The organism is Rhodococcus pseudokoreensis, assembly GCF_017068395.1.
GTDB lineage: Bacteria > Actinomycetota > Actinomycetes > Mycobacteriales > Mycobacteriaceae > Rhodococcus_F > Rhodococcus_F pseudokoreensis.
In genome coordinates this window covers 2,040,178-2,054,311 of sequence record NZ_CP070619.1, presented here as the reverse complement: position 1 = coordinate 2,054,311, position 14,134 = coordinate 2,040,178, and the positions used below count along the sequence as shown (strand labels likewise).

The 14,134-nt window shown below is 66.9% G+C and carries 13 protein-coding genes and 1 tRNA gene; 10 read left to right on the top strand and 4 right to left on the bottom strand.

The genetic code is table 11. The annotated features are described in order from the left end of the window. Window positions 1-86: 86 nt before the first annotated feature. Complete coding sequence (locus tag JWS13_RS14785; RefSeq protein WP_206006279.1) at window positions 87-974, bottom strand: NAD(P)-dependent oxidoreductase; 888 nt, start codon at window positions 972-974, stop codon at window positions 87-89. Between the two features lie 117 nt (window positions 975-1,091). Between JWS13_RS14785 and JWS13_RS14780 the strand changes: the two genes are divergently transcribed. Continuing rightward, complete coding sequence (locus JWS13_RS14780) at window positions 1,092-1,766, top strand: GntR family transcriptional regulator (protein ID WP_206006277.1); 675 nt, start codon at window positions 1,092-1,094, stop codon at window positions 1,764-1,766. Window positions 1,767-1,959: 193 nt separating this feature from the next. Then, window positions 1,960-2,361, top strand: coding sequence for a hypothetical protein (locus JWS13_RS14775; protein WP_206006275.1), 402 nt, complete (start codon window positions 1,960-1,962; stop codon window positions 2,359-2,361). Between the two features lie 81 nt (window positions 2,362-2,442). Here the strand turns inward: JWS13_RS14775 and JWS13_RS14770 are convergent, their stop codons facing one another. Beyond that, entirely contained in the window at window positions 2,443-2,856 is a 414-nt protein-coding gene (locus tag JWS13_RS14770; RefSeq protein WP_206006273.1) for a TetR family transcriptional regulator C-terminal domain-containing protein, read from the bottom strand. Between the two features lie 71 nt (window positions 2,857-2,927). Here JWS13_RS14770 and JWS13_RS45510 point away from each other — a divergent pair, with 71 nt between their 5' ends. After that, window positions 2,928-3,368 (top strand): hypothetical protein, encoded by a 441-nt coding sequence (locus JWS13_RS45510; RefSeq protein ID WP_241032197.1) that lies wholly within the window; start codon window positions 2,928-2,930, stop codon window positions 3,366-3,368. Window positions 3,369-3,612: 244 nt separating this feature from the next. Here JWS13_RS45510 and JWS13_RS14760 read toward each other — a convergent pair. Together JWS13_RS14760 and JWS13_RS14755 are read right to left on the bottom strand one after the other, a co-directional pair. Further along, window positions 3,613-3,686: transfer RNA gene (locus tag JWS13_RS14760), tRNA-Gly, on the bottom strand. A 96-nt stretch (window positions 3,687-3,782) separates the two neighbouring features. Then, the gene (locus JWS13_RS14755) at window positions 3,783-4,607 is read right to left on the bottom strand and encodes an oxygenase MpaB family protein (protein ID WP_206006272.1); all 825 of its coding nucleotides are present in this window, start codon (window positions 4,605-4,607) and stop codon (window positions 3,783-3,785) included. Window positions 4,608-4,700: 93 nt separating this feature from the next. Between JWS13_RS14755 and JWS13_RS14750 the strand changes: the two genes are divergently transcribed. The 7 genes from JWS13_RS14750 (at window position 4,701) to JWS13_RS14720 (ending at window position 14,128) form a co-directional block, all read left to right on the top strand. Beyond that, entirely contained in the window at window positions 4,701-5,324 is a 624-nt protein-coding gene (locus JWS13_RS14750; RefSeq protein ID WP_015889189.1) for a TetR/AcrR family transcriptional regulator, read from the top strand. Between the two features lie 9 nt (window positions 5,325-5,333). Further along, window positions 5,334-5,903, top strand: a complete 570-nt coding sequence (gene dcd, locus JWS13_RS14745) for a dCTP deaminase (RefSeq protein WP_087555169.1) — start codon at window positions 5,334-5,336, stop codon at window positions 5,901-5,903. Between the two features lie 120 nt (window positions 5,904-6,023). Then, the gene (locus JWS13_RS14740; RefSeq protein ID WP_241032196.1) at window positions 6,024-7,427 is read left to right on the top strand and encodes a lipase/acyltransferase domain-containing protein; all 1,404 of its coding nucleotides are present in this window, start codon (window positions 6,024-6,026) and stop codon (window positions 7,425-7,427) included. Between the two features lie 12 nt (window positions 7,428-7,439). Beyond that, window positions 7,440-10,397 carry a CHAT domain-containing protein gene (locus tag JWS13_RS14735; protein ID WP_206006270.1) on the top strand — a complete coding sequence of 986 codons (2,958 nt, stop codon included), beginning with the start codon at window positions 7,440-7,442 and terminating at the stop codon, window positions 10,395-10,397. Window positions 10,398-10,476: 79 nt separating this feature from the next. Continuing rightward, window positions 10,477-12,363, top strand: coding sequence for a DNA/RNA non-specific endonuclease (locus tag JWS13_RS14730; RefSeq protein ID WP_206006268.1), 1,887 nt, complete (start codon window positions 10,477-10,479; stop codon window positions 12,361-12,363). Window positions 12,364-12,641: 278 nt separating this feature from the next. Beyond that, a complete protein-coding gene (locus tag JWS13_RS14725) occupies window positions 12,642-13,649 on the top strand; it encodes a zinc metalloprotease (RefSeq protein WP_241032195.1) in 1,008 nt (335 codons plus the stop codon). A 110-nt stretch (window positions 13,650-13,759) separates the two neighbouring features. Further along, on the top strand, window positions 13,760-14,128 hold the full coding sequence (locus JWS13_RS14720) for a hypothetical protein (protein WP_206006266.1): 369 nt from the start codon (window positions 13,760-13,762) through the stop codon (window positions 14,126-14,128). The last annotated feature ends 6 nt before the right edge of the window (window positions 14,129-14,134 follow it).

Sequence of the window (14,134 nt, the reverse complement as noted above, 5' to 3'; positions counted from 1 at the left end):
CTCCAGACGCGAAAATTGGTAACCAGGAGTAGGGAGCACACGTGCTTCCGCACCACCCTGCTGACAGCAGGCTGAAGACTCCGGTTTCAGTCGGTGATCTTCAAACCGTTGAGTTCGAGGGCGAGCCCATAGAGGGCCGCGTGGTCCAGACCGGCTCCACCACGTGCCTTGACCGAGGCAACGAGAGAGGACATCAGGCCCGTTGCCGGCAGGACGAGGCCACGACCGCGTACCGCTTCGGATACGATGCCAAGGTCTTTGTCGTGCAACGCAATCCGGAAACCCGGAGTGAAATCTCCGGTGAGCATTGCGGCGCGTTTACGTTCCAGGACTGTGCTGCCCGCGAGCCCGCCTCCGAGCACGTCGAGTGCATTGGGCAGATCAGCCCCATGTGCGCGGAGAAACACCAGTGCTTCGGCAAGCATCTGTAAGTGGCCCGCCACCATCAGCTGGTTGGCCGCCTTGACCACTTGACCTGATCCGGGATCGCCGACATGCACAACGGTGGCGCCCATGACCTCGAGCAGGGAGCGCACCTCATCTAACGTCTCCTGGTCACCGCCGACCATGATCGACAGGGCACCCTCGACCGCTCCCGCTTCGCCGCCGCTGACCGGCGCGTCGAGGCAGCGGAGGTCAGCTTCGGCTGCAGCCGCGTGTACCGCGAGCGATTCCGCTGGAGCAATCGTGCTGTGGTCCACCAGTACAGTGCCCGGGGTCATCGAGGCCACGACGCCGTCCTCGCCGGTCACTGCTTCGAGTACTGCCGGGCCGTCGGGAAGCATCGTGAAGACAACATCGGCGCCCGCACAGGCATCACGAATGCTGTCCACGACAGTTCCGCCCGTGGACTCGGCACGGGCGCGTGACCGGTCGGAGTGTCCGTAAACCCGGACATCGTGCCCAGCTGCGACCAGGTTGGCCGCCATGGGCCGTCCCATGACACCTGGACCTATGAAACCAATCACCGTCATCTGCAATCCATCTCTCATGCGAAGGGAAAAGTGGGGGTGCTCACACTCTGCTCTTTGCGATATTGTCTGTCAAGATTGCATGTCATACAGAAGTTCACGTCGGTCATGAGGAGGGCAATGGAATCCAACCTGCGCACCAGGTCGGTCGCAGATGCCGTCGAAGAGGCATTGCGCGAGCGAATCCTTACCGGAAGAGAAGAACCAGGAGGTGTGGTCACCGAAGTCGGAGTCGCAGAGCGGTTCGGAGTCGGCCGTCCGACAGCCAAAGCGGCAGTCGACCGCCTGGTCACAGACGGTTTGTTGATTCGAGACGGGCGTCGCGGGTGCATGGTGCCCGTCCTGAGCGCTGTCGACCTCGCTGATCTCTACGACAGCCGGCTGCTCGTCGAGCAATTCGTTCATGCCCGACTAGCCAGCCGCGCATCGGTCCCGACGGCGGCGACTGTCGCCAATGCAACCTTGCAGCACGCGGCAATAATCGGTGACGCGGCCTTGGTCGTCTCCGCGGATGTTGACTTCCACCTGGCTCTTGTCGAAGCAGACGGCAGCCCGCGACTACAACGGATGCACTCCACGCTGATGGCGGAGGCGCACTTCTGCATGGCGCGCGTGCAGGCCAACCAACTGCTCAGTGCTGACATCATCGCTGCAGAGCACTCGGAAATTTTGCGATTGATCGCAGCTGGGGACGTGCAAGGTGTCCAGGACGCAACCGCGGCTCATCTCAATAACGCACGCGACAAACTCTTGGCCTCCCGCGACCGATCAGCGAACACCATGATCCGAACGTGACCTGGCCATCCGCCACTCTCACCGACTCCCTACGGCCGTTCGTAGGACGAGGCTGCTGTTGCGCGCGAGCTGCGCGCGGAACTGTCGTTTAGGTATCGATACTCGGCACAACACACGTTCGCGCCGAAGACGCAACACGTAGTTGGGCAGTCAAGTTGCCGGAGCTACCAGAATCCAGTCCAAGGAGAGGTACATGGACTTACATGACCGGGCGATGTTGGATTTCACTAGAGCCTGGCACCCTTATGGTGGTGCCGATGAGCAGATCTTCCCCGAGTTCGGGATCTCTGCTCAGGTCTTCTATCGCCGAGCCCTCAGTCTTCTCAATCGCAAGTTGACCGGACCTGAGCTCGGCGAGACGGAGCGTACGTCGCTACAAACTTTCTGTGAGGAGAAGCTGAGCCAGTACGGCATTTCAGTGGCGAATGGCTGGTCCGGCAGACACGGACTGGCTGTAGGGGATCGGGTCGATGCGGCGCCACGATCGGGTGGTCGTGGACGGTGTGATAGTTCTGGCAATCGCGAAACCGATTGTCGAGTTGGCACGTTGAGTGCCTTCTCTGTCAAGTCCGATGCGTTCGACTGGGAATCGTAGCGAGTGGCTGCGGTGATTAGATGCTTCGAATCCGAGATACTCTGTGGGGTCACCGTTCCGGAGAAATGGTCAGGTGTCGGGCTACTTCTTCACCAGGGTATCGGTTGAGACTTCGTCGAGGGTTTGGCGAAGTTGCTGTACAACATCAATATCCGGCGTCAGCAGTGCTTGGAGCTGAAGTCCGTCAGCAACTGCGATCAGGCGTTGTGCCAGCGACGACGGAAGTACGCTGGAAGCGAGGTGTCCTGATCGCTGACGCTCCTTGATGGCGTCCGCCAGGCCGATTTGGATGCGCGAGAAGCGGGCGTGGAAGTATTCGTGAGCGGGGTGCTCCGGTTTAGCGGCTTCGATGGCGAAAGCGAGGTATAGCTGAACGATCCCCGGAATCTCCGCATTGCGACCGACTGCTTGAATGAACACCTCGATTCGGTCGCCGTCTGCCTTGTCCTCCGCATGCCGCCAGCAGTCCGCATCCCAACGCTCGAGAATTGACACAAGGGGACGCTCATGGGTCTCGAAGTAGTACAGGACATGCCACCTTGTGGAATCACCTGCCGACCGGGGCCGTGGCTTTGGATTCGACCGACATCTCGACCTGGGGGCGGGTGCGGTACCGCAAACCACTCGTCGACGCCGAGCCCGACTCGCCGCCGCCACCCGATTACCCGCTCGCGCCGCCGGACCCGGCGCACCCGCATGCCCGCCGCCGCGGTCATCACCGGCCGGACGCCCCGACCGGCGCCGACGGCCGCTGCCGGTACACCGTCGACCCGGACGCTCGAATGGGATTCGGACTCCGCCGCTACACCCTGCTCGCCGGCTTCACCTTCGCCGCGCTGAACATCCTCAATCTCCACGACTGGGCCACCCGGCGCGAGGTTCTCGGCTCGTGGGGTCGGTTCCTCGGCGAACCGGAACCCGAACGCCGACCCCGTCGGCGGCGTCGCAGCACCCACTCCGCCACGCGGCACGCAGCATCCCTGGCCGCCACGGGACCGGGCAGATAGCGCCCCCGCCCCGGCACCGGAATCCACGGATCCCGGTAGCCGACCTCGCCTGCCTGGCAAAAAGAGCCCATCATCAGGCACGGGTTCACCAGAATTGCTGCTCCCACAGCGTCGAACGTCTCGCAGGCTGACCGAAGATTCGTCGGAAACGGGCGTCACAGCGTCGAATGCGCCGAAATTAGCGTCCGGATCCGATCCCGGGCCAATAGGTGAACCCAACAGGCGCTATTGGGTGAACACCCCATGGAGCCGATGACGGGAATCGAACCCGCGTATTCAGCTTGGGAAGCTGATGTTCTGCCATTGAACTACATCGGCGCGCACGATATTGGGCGCCCGTAGGCAGGCCCAACACCTTGCGGCGGCAACATTATCAGATGGTGATCCGGACTACGCGCGCACACGCGTGGAGTGTCATACGAGGGGTTTGCCGGTCCGCATTCTGCGTCGGAGATCGCGCATGAGCAGGATGTAGGGGAGTTCGCGGATGGTGACGGGGATGCGTCGGCTGACGGCGCCGATGGTGCTCATGGTCCGGTCGAAGCGTCGCTGATCCTTGGCGGTCCAGGTGAGGTGCATCTGGTCGCGGAACAGCGGCGGCAGGAAGCCGGTGGTGAAGAACAGGTTGAGGCGGCCGAACAACCGTGACACGACGGCGGGCATGAATTCGACCTTGGCGAGGGCGACCAGGTATTCGCGGATGGTGTCGTCGATCGACACGTTGGCGAGCGCTTTCTCCCAGTACTCGTCGAAGGCGGCTCGGTCGTCGGGCCACATCTCCTTCGGCACCTGCAGGGTGGTGCCGAACGTGGCGCCCTGCTGGTAGAAGTATTCGCTCTCGGTGGGGGTGAATTCGCCGTGCATGGAGCGGTGGACGTCCTCGAACCCGCGGTAGATGCAGGCCGCGACCCACAGCTGCAGTTCGGGGTCGAACGCGTTGTACTGCACGGGGCTGTCGGGCCCCGACCGCACCTTGGCGTGGGCGCGGTTGACGCCGTTGCGGAACTGGGCCTTCTCTTCCTCGGTGCCGCGCGCGGCGACGACGAGGTAGGTGAGGGTGGTCCGGGTTCGTTTGATCGGGTGCCGGAAGATCTGTCCGCTTTCGACGCGGCTTTCCACGACGCCGTATCCGACGGCGGGGTGGGAGAGCTGCATGATCACGTTTGCTGCACCGGCGAGTAGGCCGGCGCCGTCCATGACCAGTTCGAGTCGGTCCGGCACCTCGAGAGATGTCGACATGTGCACTCCTGTCGCAAGCGGTGAATTCCTATCTGAATACGACCGTACTCACATATATGTGGCGAGTCCAGAGGCAAGTGCGAAGATGTTTCCATGGCAATCGCGTCGGACAGGGTGTACGGCGGCCAAGAGGGTGACCAGCGTCGATCGGAACGACGCGGCCAGCTCATCGAGGCCGGACTCGACCTGCTCGGCAGCGCGGACGGCGACCACGCCCTGACGGTGCGCGGAGTCTGCAAGCAGGCCGGACTCGCCACCCGTTACTTCTACGAGAGCTTCCCCGACCGCGACGCGCTGACCGTCGCCGTGTACGACCACGTCGTGGAGCGCATCGCGACCAGCACCCTGGACGCCGTGACGAACGCCGGGCCGGGGGAGCGCGAGATCGTCCGGGCCGGGGTCCGCAACATCGTGCGGGAGGTCGCCGAGGATCCGCGCCACGGCCGGCTGATGTTCTCGGTGGCGCAGTCGAGCGCGGTGCTGGCACAGCGTCGCCTCGACAGCTCGCGACTGTTCGCGGGCCTGGTCACGAAGCAGACGGTCGGGTACTACGAGGTGGCCGAGAGCCCGCGCCTCGACCTCGCCGCGCACTTCATGGTCGGCGGCCTCGCCCAGACCCTGACGGCATGGCTGAACGGGACCGTGACACTCCCCGAGGAGGAGCTGGTGGATACCTGCACCGAACTGCTGCTCTCGATGGCCATCCACACCCGTTAACCTCTACCTGTGCTCCTCTCCGATCGCGATCTCCGTGCCGCAATTTCCACTGGACGTCTGGGCATCGACCCGTTCGACGATTCGATGGTCCAGCCCTCGAGCGTGGACGTGCGCCTCGACAGCCTGTTCCGGGTGTTCAACAACACCCGCTACACGCACATCGACCCAGCTCAGCGGCAGGACGAGCTGACCACGCTGGTGGAGCCGGCGGAAGGGGAGCCGTTCGTTCTGCACCCGGGAGAGTTCGTCCTCGGTTCCACGCTGGAGGTGTGCTCGCTGCCTGATGACCTGGCCGGACGTCTGGAGGGCAAGTCCTCGCTCGGCCGCCTCGGACTGCTCACGCACTCGACGGCCGGGTTCATCGACCCCGGTTTCAACGGGCACATCACGCTGGAACTCTCCAACGTCGCGAACCTGCCCATCACCCTGTGGCCGGGGATGAAGATCGGCCAGCTGTGCCTGCTGCGGCTCTCCAGCGCGGCGGAGCACCCGTACGGCAGCTCGGCCGTCGGCTCCAAGTACCAGGGCCAGCGCGGCCCGACGCCGTCGAAGGCCTACCTCAACTTCGCGCAGCGCTGAGCGTCGGCGGCCCGCCGAAAAGTTGCAAACCGAGTGGTCCGCTACTCGTGTGTATTGCGGCGAGTAAGAGAAGACTGGGATTCGAAGCCGCCCTCTTATGGGCGTTCGATCCCGGAGGCCATGATGAAAGATGTCGTCGTGTTGTTGCCCGGTATCGGCGGATCGGTTCTCGCGCGTGACGGCAAGGACGTGTGGGCGCCGACACCGGGAGTCGCGCTGGCGAGCGTGCTGTCGCTGGGCAGGAACATCAAACGCCTGACACTCGACGGCGACGACCCGGACGCCGACGACCTCGGCGACGGCGTCGTGGCCACCCGGCTGGTACCGGACTTCCACTTCGTTCCCGGGCTGGACTGGAAGATCGACGGCTACACGAAGTTCCGCGACGACCTGGTCCGCCGATTCGGGGCCGTTCCCGGCGACAACTATTTCGAACTGCCCTACGACTGGCGGCGCGACAACCGGGTGGCGGCCCGCACGCTGGCCCGGCGATCCCACGACTGGCTGGGACGGTGGCGCGAGAAGTCGGGCAACGCGGACGCCAAGCTGGTGCTGGTGTGCCATTCCATGGGCGGCATCGTCGCCCGACTGTTCCTCGAACTGCTGGACGGCTGGCGTGACACCCGCACCCTCGTCACGTTCGGCACCCCGTACTCGGGTTCGGTCAATGCGCTCGACTTCCTCGTCAACGGATTCCGCAAGGGCTGGGGCCCGTTCACCGTGGACCTGGGTGCGCTGATCGGGTCGTTCACGTCCGCCTACCAGTTGCTGCCGTCGTATCGGTGCATGGCGGGCGACGACGGGTCGTGGCGGGCACTCGACGACAAGGCGCTCGACTGGTCGGGGACGGGTCTCGACGCCGGCCGGATGGGGGCGGCGGTGCGCCTGCACCGGGACCTGCGCGACACCGTCGACGCGCGGCTGAAGTCGGGACCCGAGGGCTACGACATCCGTCCGGTGATCGGCGACTTCCAGCCCACCAAGTGGGCCGCCCGGCTCGCCGGGACGAAGGTCGAGCCGATGACCGTCCGCGGGCCCGGGGAGATCGGCGGGGACGGCACCGTGCCGAAGCTGTCGGCCACCCCGCACGAGCTCATGACGGGATGGAAGAACGCAGCGTTCTTCAGCCAGCGGCACGGGTCCCTGCAGAACGACGACCCGGTGCTCGACCATGTGGGCGGGATCCTGACCACCGCAGTTCTCGCGCCCCCGAACGTGTTTCCGGCGGTGAACGAATCGGTGGCGCTGGAGGTCGACGACGTGACGACCGCCGAGCCGCTGGTGATCCGCGCGCGCACCGGTGCAGGGGGTGCTCGGCTGGTCGCGTCGGTCGAGCCCCTCGCAGGCGGTCCGAGCAGGCAGCACCCGTTGTCGCCGGCCGTCGACGGCTGGCAGCAGGCCGTCCTCGACGGATTACCCGCCCAGGACTACCGGATCACCGTGCGCGCGCCCGGGGTGCACCCGGTCACCGACGTCGCGAGTGTGGTCGACCTCGACGAGATCGCCCGGTCCGTGGACGTCTAGGAGCGCGGAAGCATGAGACCCGCAACCGGTTTCGAGGAACTGGAGATCAGCGTCCTCCGGGCGGGCGACCACGTCTGGCTGTCGGCGCAGTCCTGGATGGGCTCCGTGTTCGCGGTGCGGCGAGAGATCCCGGAATGGAAACTGCCGAACGACGTCACAGGAAAGACGATCGACGCGCCGTCCGGGTGGCTGACCGACACCGTCCGGCACGCGCGCACCGACGCCGCGGCCCACGCGCTCGACGTCGGGAAAGTGCTGACGGATCTGGTGTTCGGGATCCCCGAGGTCGAAACGCTGCTGCAACAGAGCCGGGGACTCGCCGGGCGGGCGGGAACTCAGCTGCTCGTGCGGATCCTCGCTGCGCCACAGGAAGTGTGCGCCTGGCCGTGGGAGTTGCTGCTGGATCCGCAACGCCCCGACCAGTTCCTCGCCATGGCGCGCGACGTCCACGTGGTGCGGTCCGGACGGTCGCGCACGTACCCGATCCGGCAGACGCCGATCGTGCCGCCGCTCAATCTCCTGCTGGTGATGTCGAGTCCGCTGCGGGAGGGCCCGGAAGATTCCGAGGCCCCGTTCGACCTGTATGCCGAGAAACGCAGCTTGCTGGCGGAACTGCGGCCCCTGGTCGATCGTGGTCTGCTCCGGGTGGTGGTCGAGGACCGCCCGTCCGTCGAACGTCTCCGCAGTCGAATGGGCATGCAGAGAAGAGGGTTTCACCTCTTCCACTATCTCGGGCACGCCAATCCGGACGGTCTGAAGGTGGAGCGGCGCAACGGGCGCGGGATGCTCCTGCCGAGCCAGGAGTTCGCGTTGCTGTTGCAGCAACTGCCGGACCTCCGGCTTGCGGTGTTCGCGGGCTGCGAGACCGCCCGCGCGCCGGACGGGGCCACCGACGACGACCCGTGGCCGGGGCCGCTGTCGTCGGCCGACATCTGTGTGCGTGATGCGTGCCCGATGGTGATCGGCATGCAGGCGGTGCTGCCGTTCCGGACGGAGCGCCTGCTGACGCGCTTCTTCTACGAGGCACTGACCGCCGGCCAGCCCGTCGCCGAGGCGTTGCGGCTGGCGCGGCTCGCCATCAACGGCGACGAGAACAGCGGCGACCCTCTGCTCGACTGGGCGGTGCCCTGCCTGTTCGTCGGCGGGAGCGAACCCGGCGCGATCATCGACCCGGACGCGAAGGCCCGGCCGGAACCGTCGCCCCGCCGGATCTCGCGGCGGATCGGGATCCGCCAGGGCGAACTCCGCTTCATCTCCCGCCTCGCGGAGTTGCGGGAGGGAGTGGACGTGCTGTCCGGGCGGACGTCCGCCCGGTTGCTCCACGTGGTGGGGATGCCCTCCACCGGAAAGACCGCCCTCCTGGACCGCGTGCTCGAAGAGCTCGAACCGCAGATCGCGAACCTGTTCGTCAGCACGAAACGGCTGCTCGCGAAACCTGACCCGCTCCACGAACTGTCCCGGCTCGTCGCCGAGCTGTTGGACGACGCCGGGGTGCGCACCGCCCGGCAGGGCAGGCTCAGCGCCGGTGACTGGTGGGAGCGACTACTCGACGACCTCACCGAAGTCCCCACGGCGATCGTCGTCGACGACGGAGACCTGCTTGTCGGCGACGCCCCCGGCGCCTCGGACCTCCTCGCCGCCCTGGTTCTGCTGACCCAACGTCGAGGCGACGCGCGGCTCGCCGTGGCGACCACCGGGGAACTCGCCGGACTGACCGACTCGCTCCGCGCCGCCGAAGTGCGCACGATCCGCCTCGACGCCCTGTCCTGGCCCGAAGTGTGGCAATGGATCCGGCGCAATCTGCCCACGCTGACGCGCTACCCGGAGCAGGACCTCTCCCGGCTCTACACCGACGTGCGGCACCTGGAACTGTGGGAGCAACTGGCGGATCTCGCCGCCCAGAACGGCACGTTCGAACCGCGGGACCTGCCGTTGCTCGTCCGGCAACTCGGTGTCGGCGCCGCGAAGCCGGCACCGCCGGTGACGAACGGGTCCGACTTCTTCGGCGCCGGCGCCGGGGCACCCGAGGCAGAGGCGGCCGCCGCGGCGCCGGTGCGGCGCGCACTGCGGTTGGCGGTAGCGGGACCGTTCACCGCCGGTCGCCGTGAGGAAATCGCGGTGGCCGTCACGCAGTGCGCCATCCGGCACGACGTTCCGGGCCGGGTGGTGGCCGGTGAGACGGGGCAGGGCGAATCGGCGCTGGCCGAACTCCTGCCTCAGGAGCTGGCGTTCGCGCACGGCGTCCCGTCCGAGCGCGACGTCTGCCGGTGGCTGGAGGACGCGGCCCGCGCCGACGCGGACATCCTGGTGTTCGACTACGGCAACGCGGTCCCGTCGGACGCGCAGAACACCGTCATCGCGCGCCTGGTCGGCGACGGAAAACTCGTGATCGTCTCGGGCGACCACTCGGACGAGCCGGCGTATCCCGCGTGGAGTGCGGACGCGTTCGCCGTCGGTGCCGTCGAGGACGACGGCACCCTCACCCACGAAACCCCGTACTTCCCCGACGCAGGCAAACCCGACGTCTACGCGCCGCGGACGATCACCGGGACGACGTGCGAGCGGCTCGTCGACCGACCGGAGATGGAGGGCACGACCTTCGCGGCGCTGTACGTGGCCGTCGCGGCGATGCTGGTGTGGGCGACCGACCGCGACCTGGCCGCGCGGGACGTCCGGGCGCTGCTGGTCGGGACGGCGACACCGATACCGACGGCGCGGGGTGACACCGCGAAGCAACTCGACGTCGAGGCGGCACTGGACAGCGCGCGGCGGAAGGTCATCGTCGGAGCCCTCGGGTCGGGCACGCTCGAACTCGGGCAGTTGCTCGCGGAAATCCCGATCCGCCCGGAACTGGCGGTTCCGTTGCTCGACGCCCTGGTGGCCGACGGCACCCGCATCCGGCGGGTCGTCCGGAACGGCGTCGAAAAATACGAACCCGCAGGCGCCGCGGCCGGACCGAGAAACGAGTAGTCGGCTACGCATGACCGGTCGGGCCGCGGCGAGAAGGCTGGCAAGCACACCGAGCCGCCGCCTACGTGAGGACCGAGCCATGACCACCATCGACACGCCCACGGGAACGTTCGAGGCGGAACGGCAACGACAACACGATGCGGCAGAACTACGTGCACGGGAACGGGCACCCCAGCGTGGCGAGCACGTGGACGCACTCAACGGTCCCGGCGGTGTTGCCGCGGCGGATACGCCCGAACGGATTGCGAAGCGGGTGGACCGGCTCGGTCGCTACTACGGCGAGAGTGACGGGGAGTCGGACACCAGGGTTCTCGAGAAGATCCTGGGCACAGCCGATTTCGTCGGCGCCCGCTACCTCGATGCCGGCGTCGCCGCCGCCCGGTCCATCGGACGGGTGAACATCCGCGACGCACGGGGAACCCTGCAGGGCTACGGCACCGGCTTCCTCGTCTCACCTGCCCTGCTGCTCACCAACCACCACGTGCTGCCGGACGCCGACACCGCCCGCAGCAGCGTGATCGAATTCGACTACCAGGACGGCGTCGACGGCAAACCGCGTCCCGTGCAGATGTTTCCGCTGGATCCGGGGCGGTTCTACCTCGCCGACCGGGACCGCGATTTCGCGCTGGTCGCGGTCGGGGCCGAGCCCGGGACGCTCGCGCAGTTCGGCTTCAGCCCGCTGATCCAGGCGGAGGGCAAGGCCGTCATCGGTGAGTTCGTGACCATCGTGCAGCATCCCCGCGGCGAGAAGAAGCAGATCGCGCTGCGGGAGAACCGCATCGTCGACATTCCCGAACGGTTCCTGCACTACTCCGCCGACACCGAACCCGGATCCTCGGGATCACCGGTGTTCAACGACCAGTGGGAGGTGGTCGCCCTGCATCACGCGAGTGTGCGGGCGCCGCAGCACACCGAGTTCGGCGGAGTCCTCAACGAGGGGGTGCGAATCAGCCGCATACTCGAATACGTGCGTGCGCAGAACCTGACCCCGCAGTCGCGGGACCTCGTCGACGAGGTCCTCGGCGCCGAGCGAACGGCACAGGCCGTGCGCCCGGTGCTCGAACACGAACGGGAGGTGACCGTCCGGGTTCCCCTCGAGATCACGGTGCGTCTCGGATCCGTCGAGTCACCGGCCGCCGCGCCGGAAGCGATCTCGATCGATCCGAACTACGGCACCCGGGGTGGGTACGACGAGAACTTCCTGCGGGTGCCGCTACCACTTCCGCGACCCGAGGTGCCTGCGGTGGCGTCGCCGGAATTGAAGTATCACCACTTCAGCGTCGTGATGCACCGCGAGCGGGCGCTGGCGCTGTTCACCGCCGTGAACATCGACGGACGGCAGTCGCAGAGCCCCCGGCGCGACAGCGACAGATGGATTCTCGACCCCCGGCTTCCCGCCGATCAGCAGACGGGAGAGGACGTGTACCGCGACAATCCGCTCGACCGCGGGCACCTCGTGCGACGACTCGACCCGGCCTGGGGACCGCTGGCGAAGGCGGCGAACGACGACACGTTCCACTTCACCAATTGCACTCCGCAACATCACAGTTTCAACGCGGGCCAGACGCTGTGGCTGGGACTCGAGGACTATGTCCTGAAGAACGCGGACAACGCCGATCTCGCCGTCACCGTCGTGACCGGACCCGTACTCGCCTCCGACGACCCGGAGTATCGCGGTGTGGCCCTGCCACGTCAGTTCTGGAAGGCGGTGGCCATGGTGAAGCCGGACGGCAGCCTCTCGGTCACCGGATACCTGCTCAGCCAGGCCGCCCTGCTCGACGAGTTCGCCGAGGGGGAGGAGGCGTTCTCCTACGGTGCGTACCGCACATTCCAGGTACCCGTCCGGCGGATCGCTCAGTTGACCGGTCTGGGCCTGGACCCCTACATCGCGGCCGACCCGCTCGAAGGGATCGAGGCGAGCAGCCTGCCCCGCGAACTGATCCGTCCCCAAGACCTGATCCTCTGAAACCGGAAGGGAACCCGACGTCATGAGCACCAACGAATCAGCGGTCGAACTGCCGGCCCGCCGCACGTGCGGGGCGATGGACGTGCACCGCCGGCTGTTGACCGAGTCGGAGTCGTACCGCATCGCCCGCTCGGAAATCGAAAACCAGAGCATCGAACTGGAACCGCTGCAGTCGATCGCCGCCCGCGGGCCCATACGGATTCCGGTGGTCGTGCACGTCGTGTCGAAGACCCGCGGCGCAGAACATCTCCGACGCGCAGATCGAGAGCCAGATCGCGGTGCTCAACAAGGACTTCCGGGCCGCCAACGACGACATCGACACCGTTCCGCCCGTGTTCGAGCCGCTGATCGGCGACGCCCGAGTCGAATTCTTCCTCGCCGACACCGACCCGGACGGCCGGCCGTCGAACGGAATCACCCGCACCACAACCGAAATCGACTCGTTCGACCAGAACGACGGCGTGAAATCCGCGGAGACCGGCGGCGCCGACCCGTGGCCGACGCAGAGATACCTCAACATCTGGGTCTGCGCGCTCGGCGGTGGTCTGCTCGGCTACGCGCAGTTCCCCGGCGGCCCCGTCGCCACCGACGGCGTCGTGATCACGTACACCGCGTTCGGCACGACGGGCACCGCGCGGGCCCCGTTCAACCTCGGGCGCACCGCGACCCACGAGATCGGGCACTACCTCAACCTCTTTCACATCTGGGGCGACGACGGCACCGGGTGCCGGGGCTCCGACGAGGTCGCCGACACCCCCAATCAGGGCGGGCAGAACGTCGGGATGCCGCGATTCCCGCACATCAGTTGCGGGAACGGCCCGCACGGCGACCTGTTCATGGATTACATGGACTACACGGACGACGCGGGGATGGTGATGTTCACCAAGGGCCAGGGCGCCCGGATGGGGGCGTGCCTGGACGGCGTCCGGAAGGCGCTGTGGACCGGGCAGGCAGCGAGTCCGGCCGTCTCCGCACTGGTCGCCCCGGGCGCCGCGGGACGCTGGCGGCATTCCTTCGAAGAGGACCACGACGGTGTTCGGGTGTACCGGCCCGCCGGATTCGACTTCCCGCGGGCGCGAGGGCGCGGCGGTATCGAATTCCGGCCGGACGGCTCGTTCGTCGACTGGGCGATCGGCCGGGGCGACGCCGACGAACCACGGGAGGGAACGTGGGTGTCCGCGGACGACGACGGGCGGCTCGAGATGACCACGGCGGCGGGCGGCACCCGCACCGTTCGAGTGGTCCGGTTCGACGAGGACCGCCTCGAATTGGACGTCGGTGACTAGCGGCCGGAGGTACCTGCGGAGATATAATTCTCGGACCTGGTATTCACACTCAGTGACGCGGTTCCGCCGTACTCGGGGAGACGGATTGGCGCGCCCCGAAAGGAATTCCGATGTCTACTCGAAAAGTGCTGGGTCGGCTGGGCGCAGTGATCGCCGTCGCGGGCGCACTGTCGTTCGCAGTGCCCGGTGCCGCCTCCGCCGCGCCGTTCGTCCCCGGCTCGATGTCGACGTGCGCCCCCGGAGCCTGGCTCACGTTCAATGCCGAACGGGTCGGACCCGACCGGATCCGGTACACCACCGCCGCGCCGTTCGCGCAGTGGAACGGCGCCGTCGTGCAGTTCACGAACCTCACCACCGGGTTCCGGGGTGTCGCGTTCGTCAACGACCCGGTACCGGCCGCCGTCGGGTTCGGGCCGGTGCTGAGTGAGATCGCCGGGCTGTTGCCGTGCTTCGTCAGCGCGGGCGTCACCATGTCGTAGCCCGCC

Excerpts from the sequence above, each read along its gene's own strand:
- JWS13_RS14785 (WP_206006279.1), bottom strand. The coding sequence starts at position 974 with ATGACGGTGATTGGTTTCATAGGTCCAGGTGTCATGGGACGGCCCATG.
- JWS13_RS14780 (WP_206006277.1), top strand. The coding sequence starts at position 1,092 with ATGGAATCCAACCTGCGCACCAGGTCGGTCGCAGATGCCGTCGAAGAG.
- JWS13_RS14775 (WP_206006275.1), top strand. The coding sequence starts at position 1,960 with ATGGACTTACATGACCGGGCGATGTTGGATTTCACTAGAGCCTGGCAC.
- JWS13_RS14755 (WP_206006272.1), bottom strand. The coding sequence starts at position 4,607 with ATGTCGACATCTCTCGAGGTGCCGGACCGACTCGAACTGGTCATGGAC.
- JWS13_RS14750 (WP_015889189.1), top strand. The coding sequence starts at position 4,701 with ATGGCAATCGCGTCGGACAGGGTGTACGGCGGCCAAGAGGGTGACCAG.
- JWS13_RS14740 (WP_241032196.1), top strand. The coding sequence starts at position 6,024 with ATGATGAAAGATGTCGTCGTGTTGTTGCCCGGTATCGGCGGATCGGTT.
- JWS13_RS14735 (WP_206006270.1), top strand. The coding sequence starts at position 7,440 with ATGAGACCCGCAACCGGTTTCGAGGAACTGGAGATCAGCGTCCTCCGG.
- JWS13_RS14730 (WP_206006268.1), top strand. The coding sequence starts at position 10,477 with ATGACCACCATCGACACGCCCACGGGAACGTTCGAGGCGGAACGGCAA.
- JWS13_RS14720 (WP_206006266.1), top strand. The coding sequence starts at position 13,760 with ATGTCTACTCGAAAAGTGCTGGGTCGGCTGGGCGCAGTGATCGCCGTC.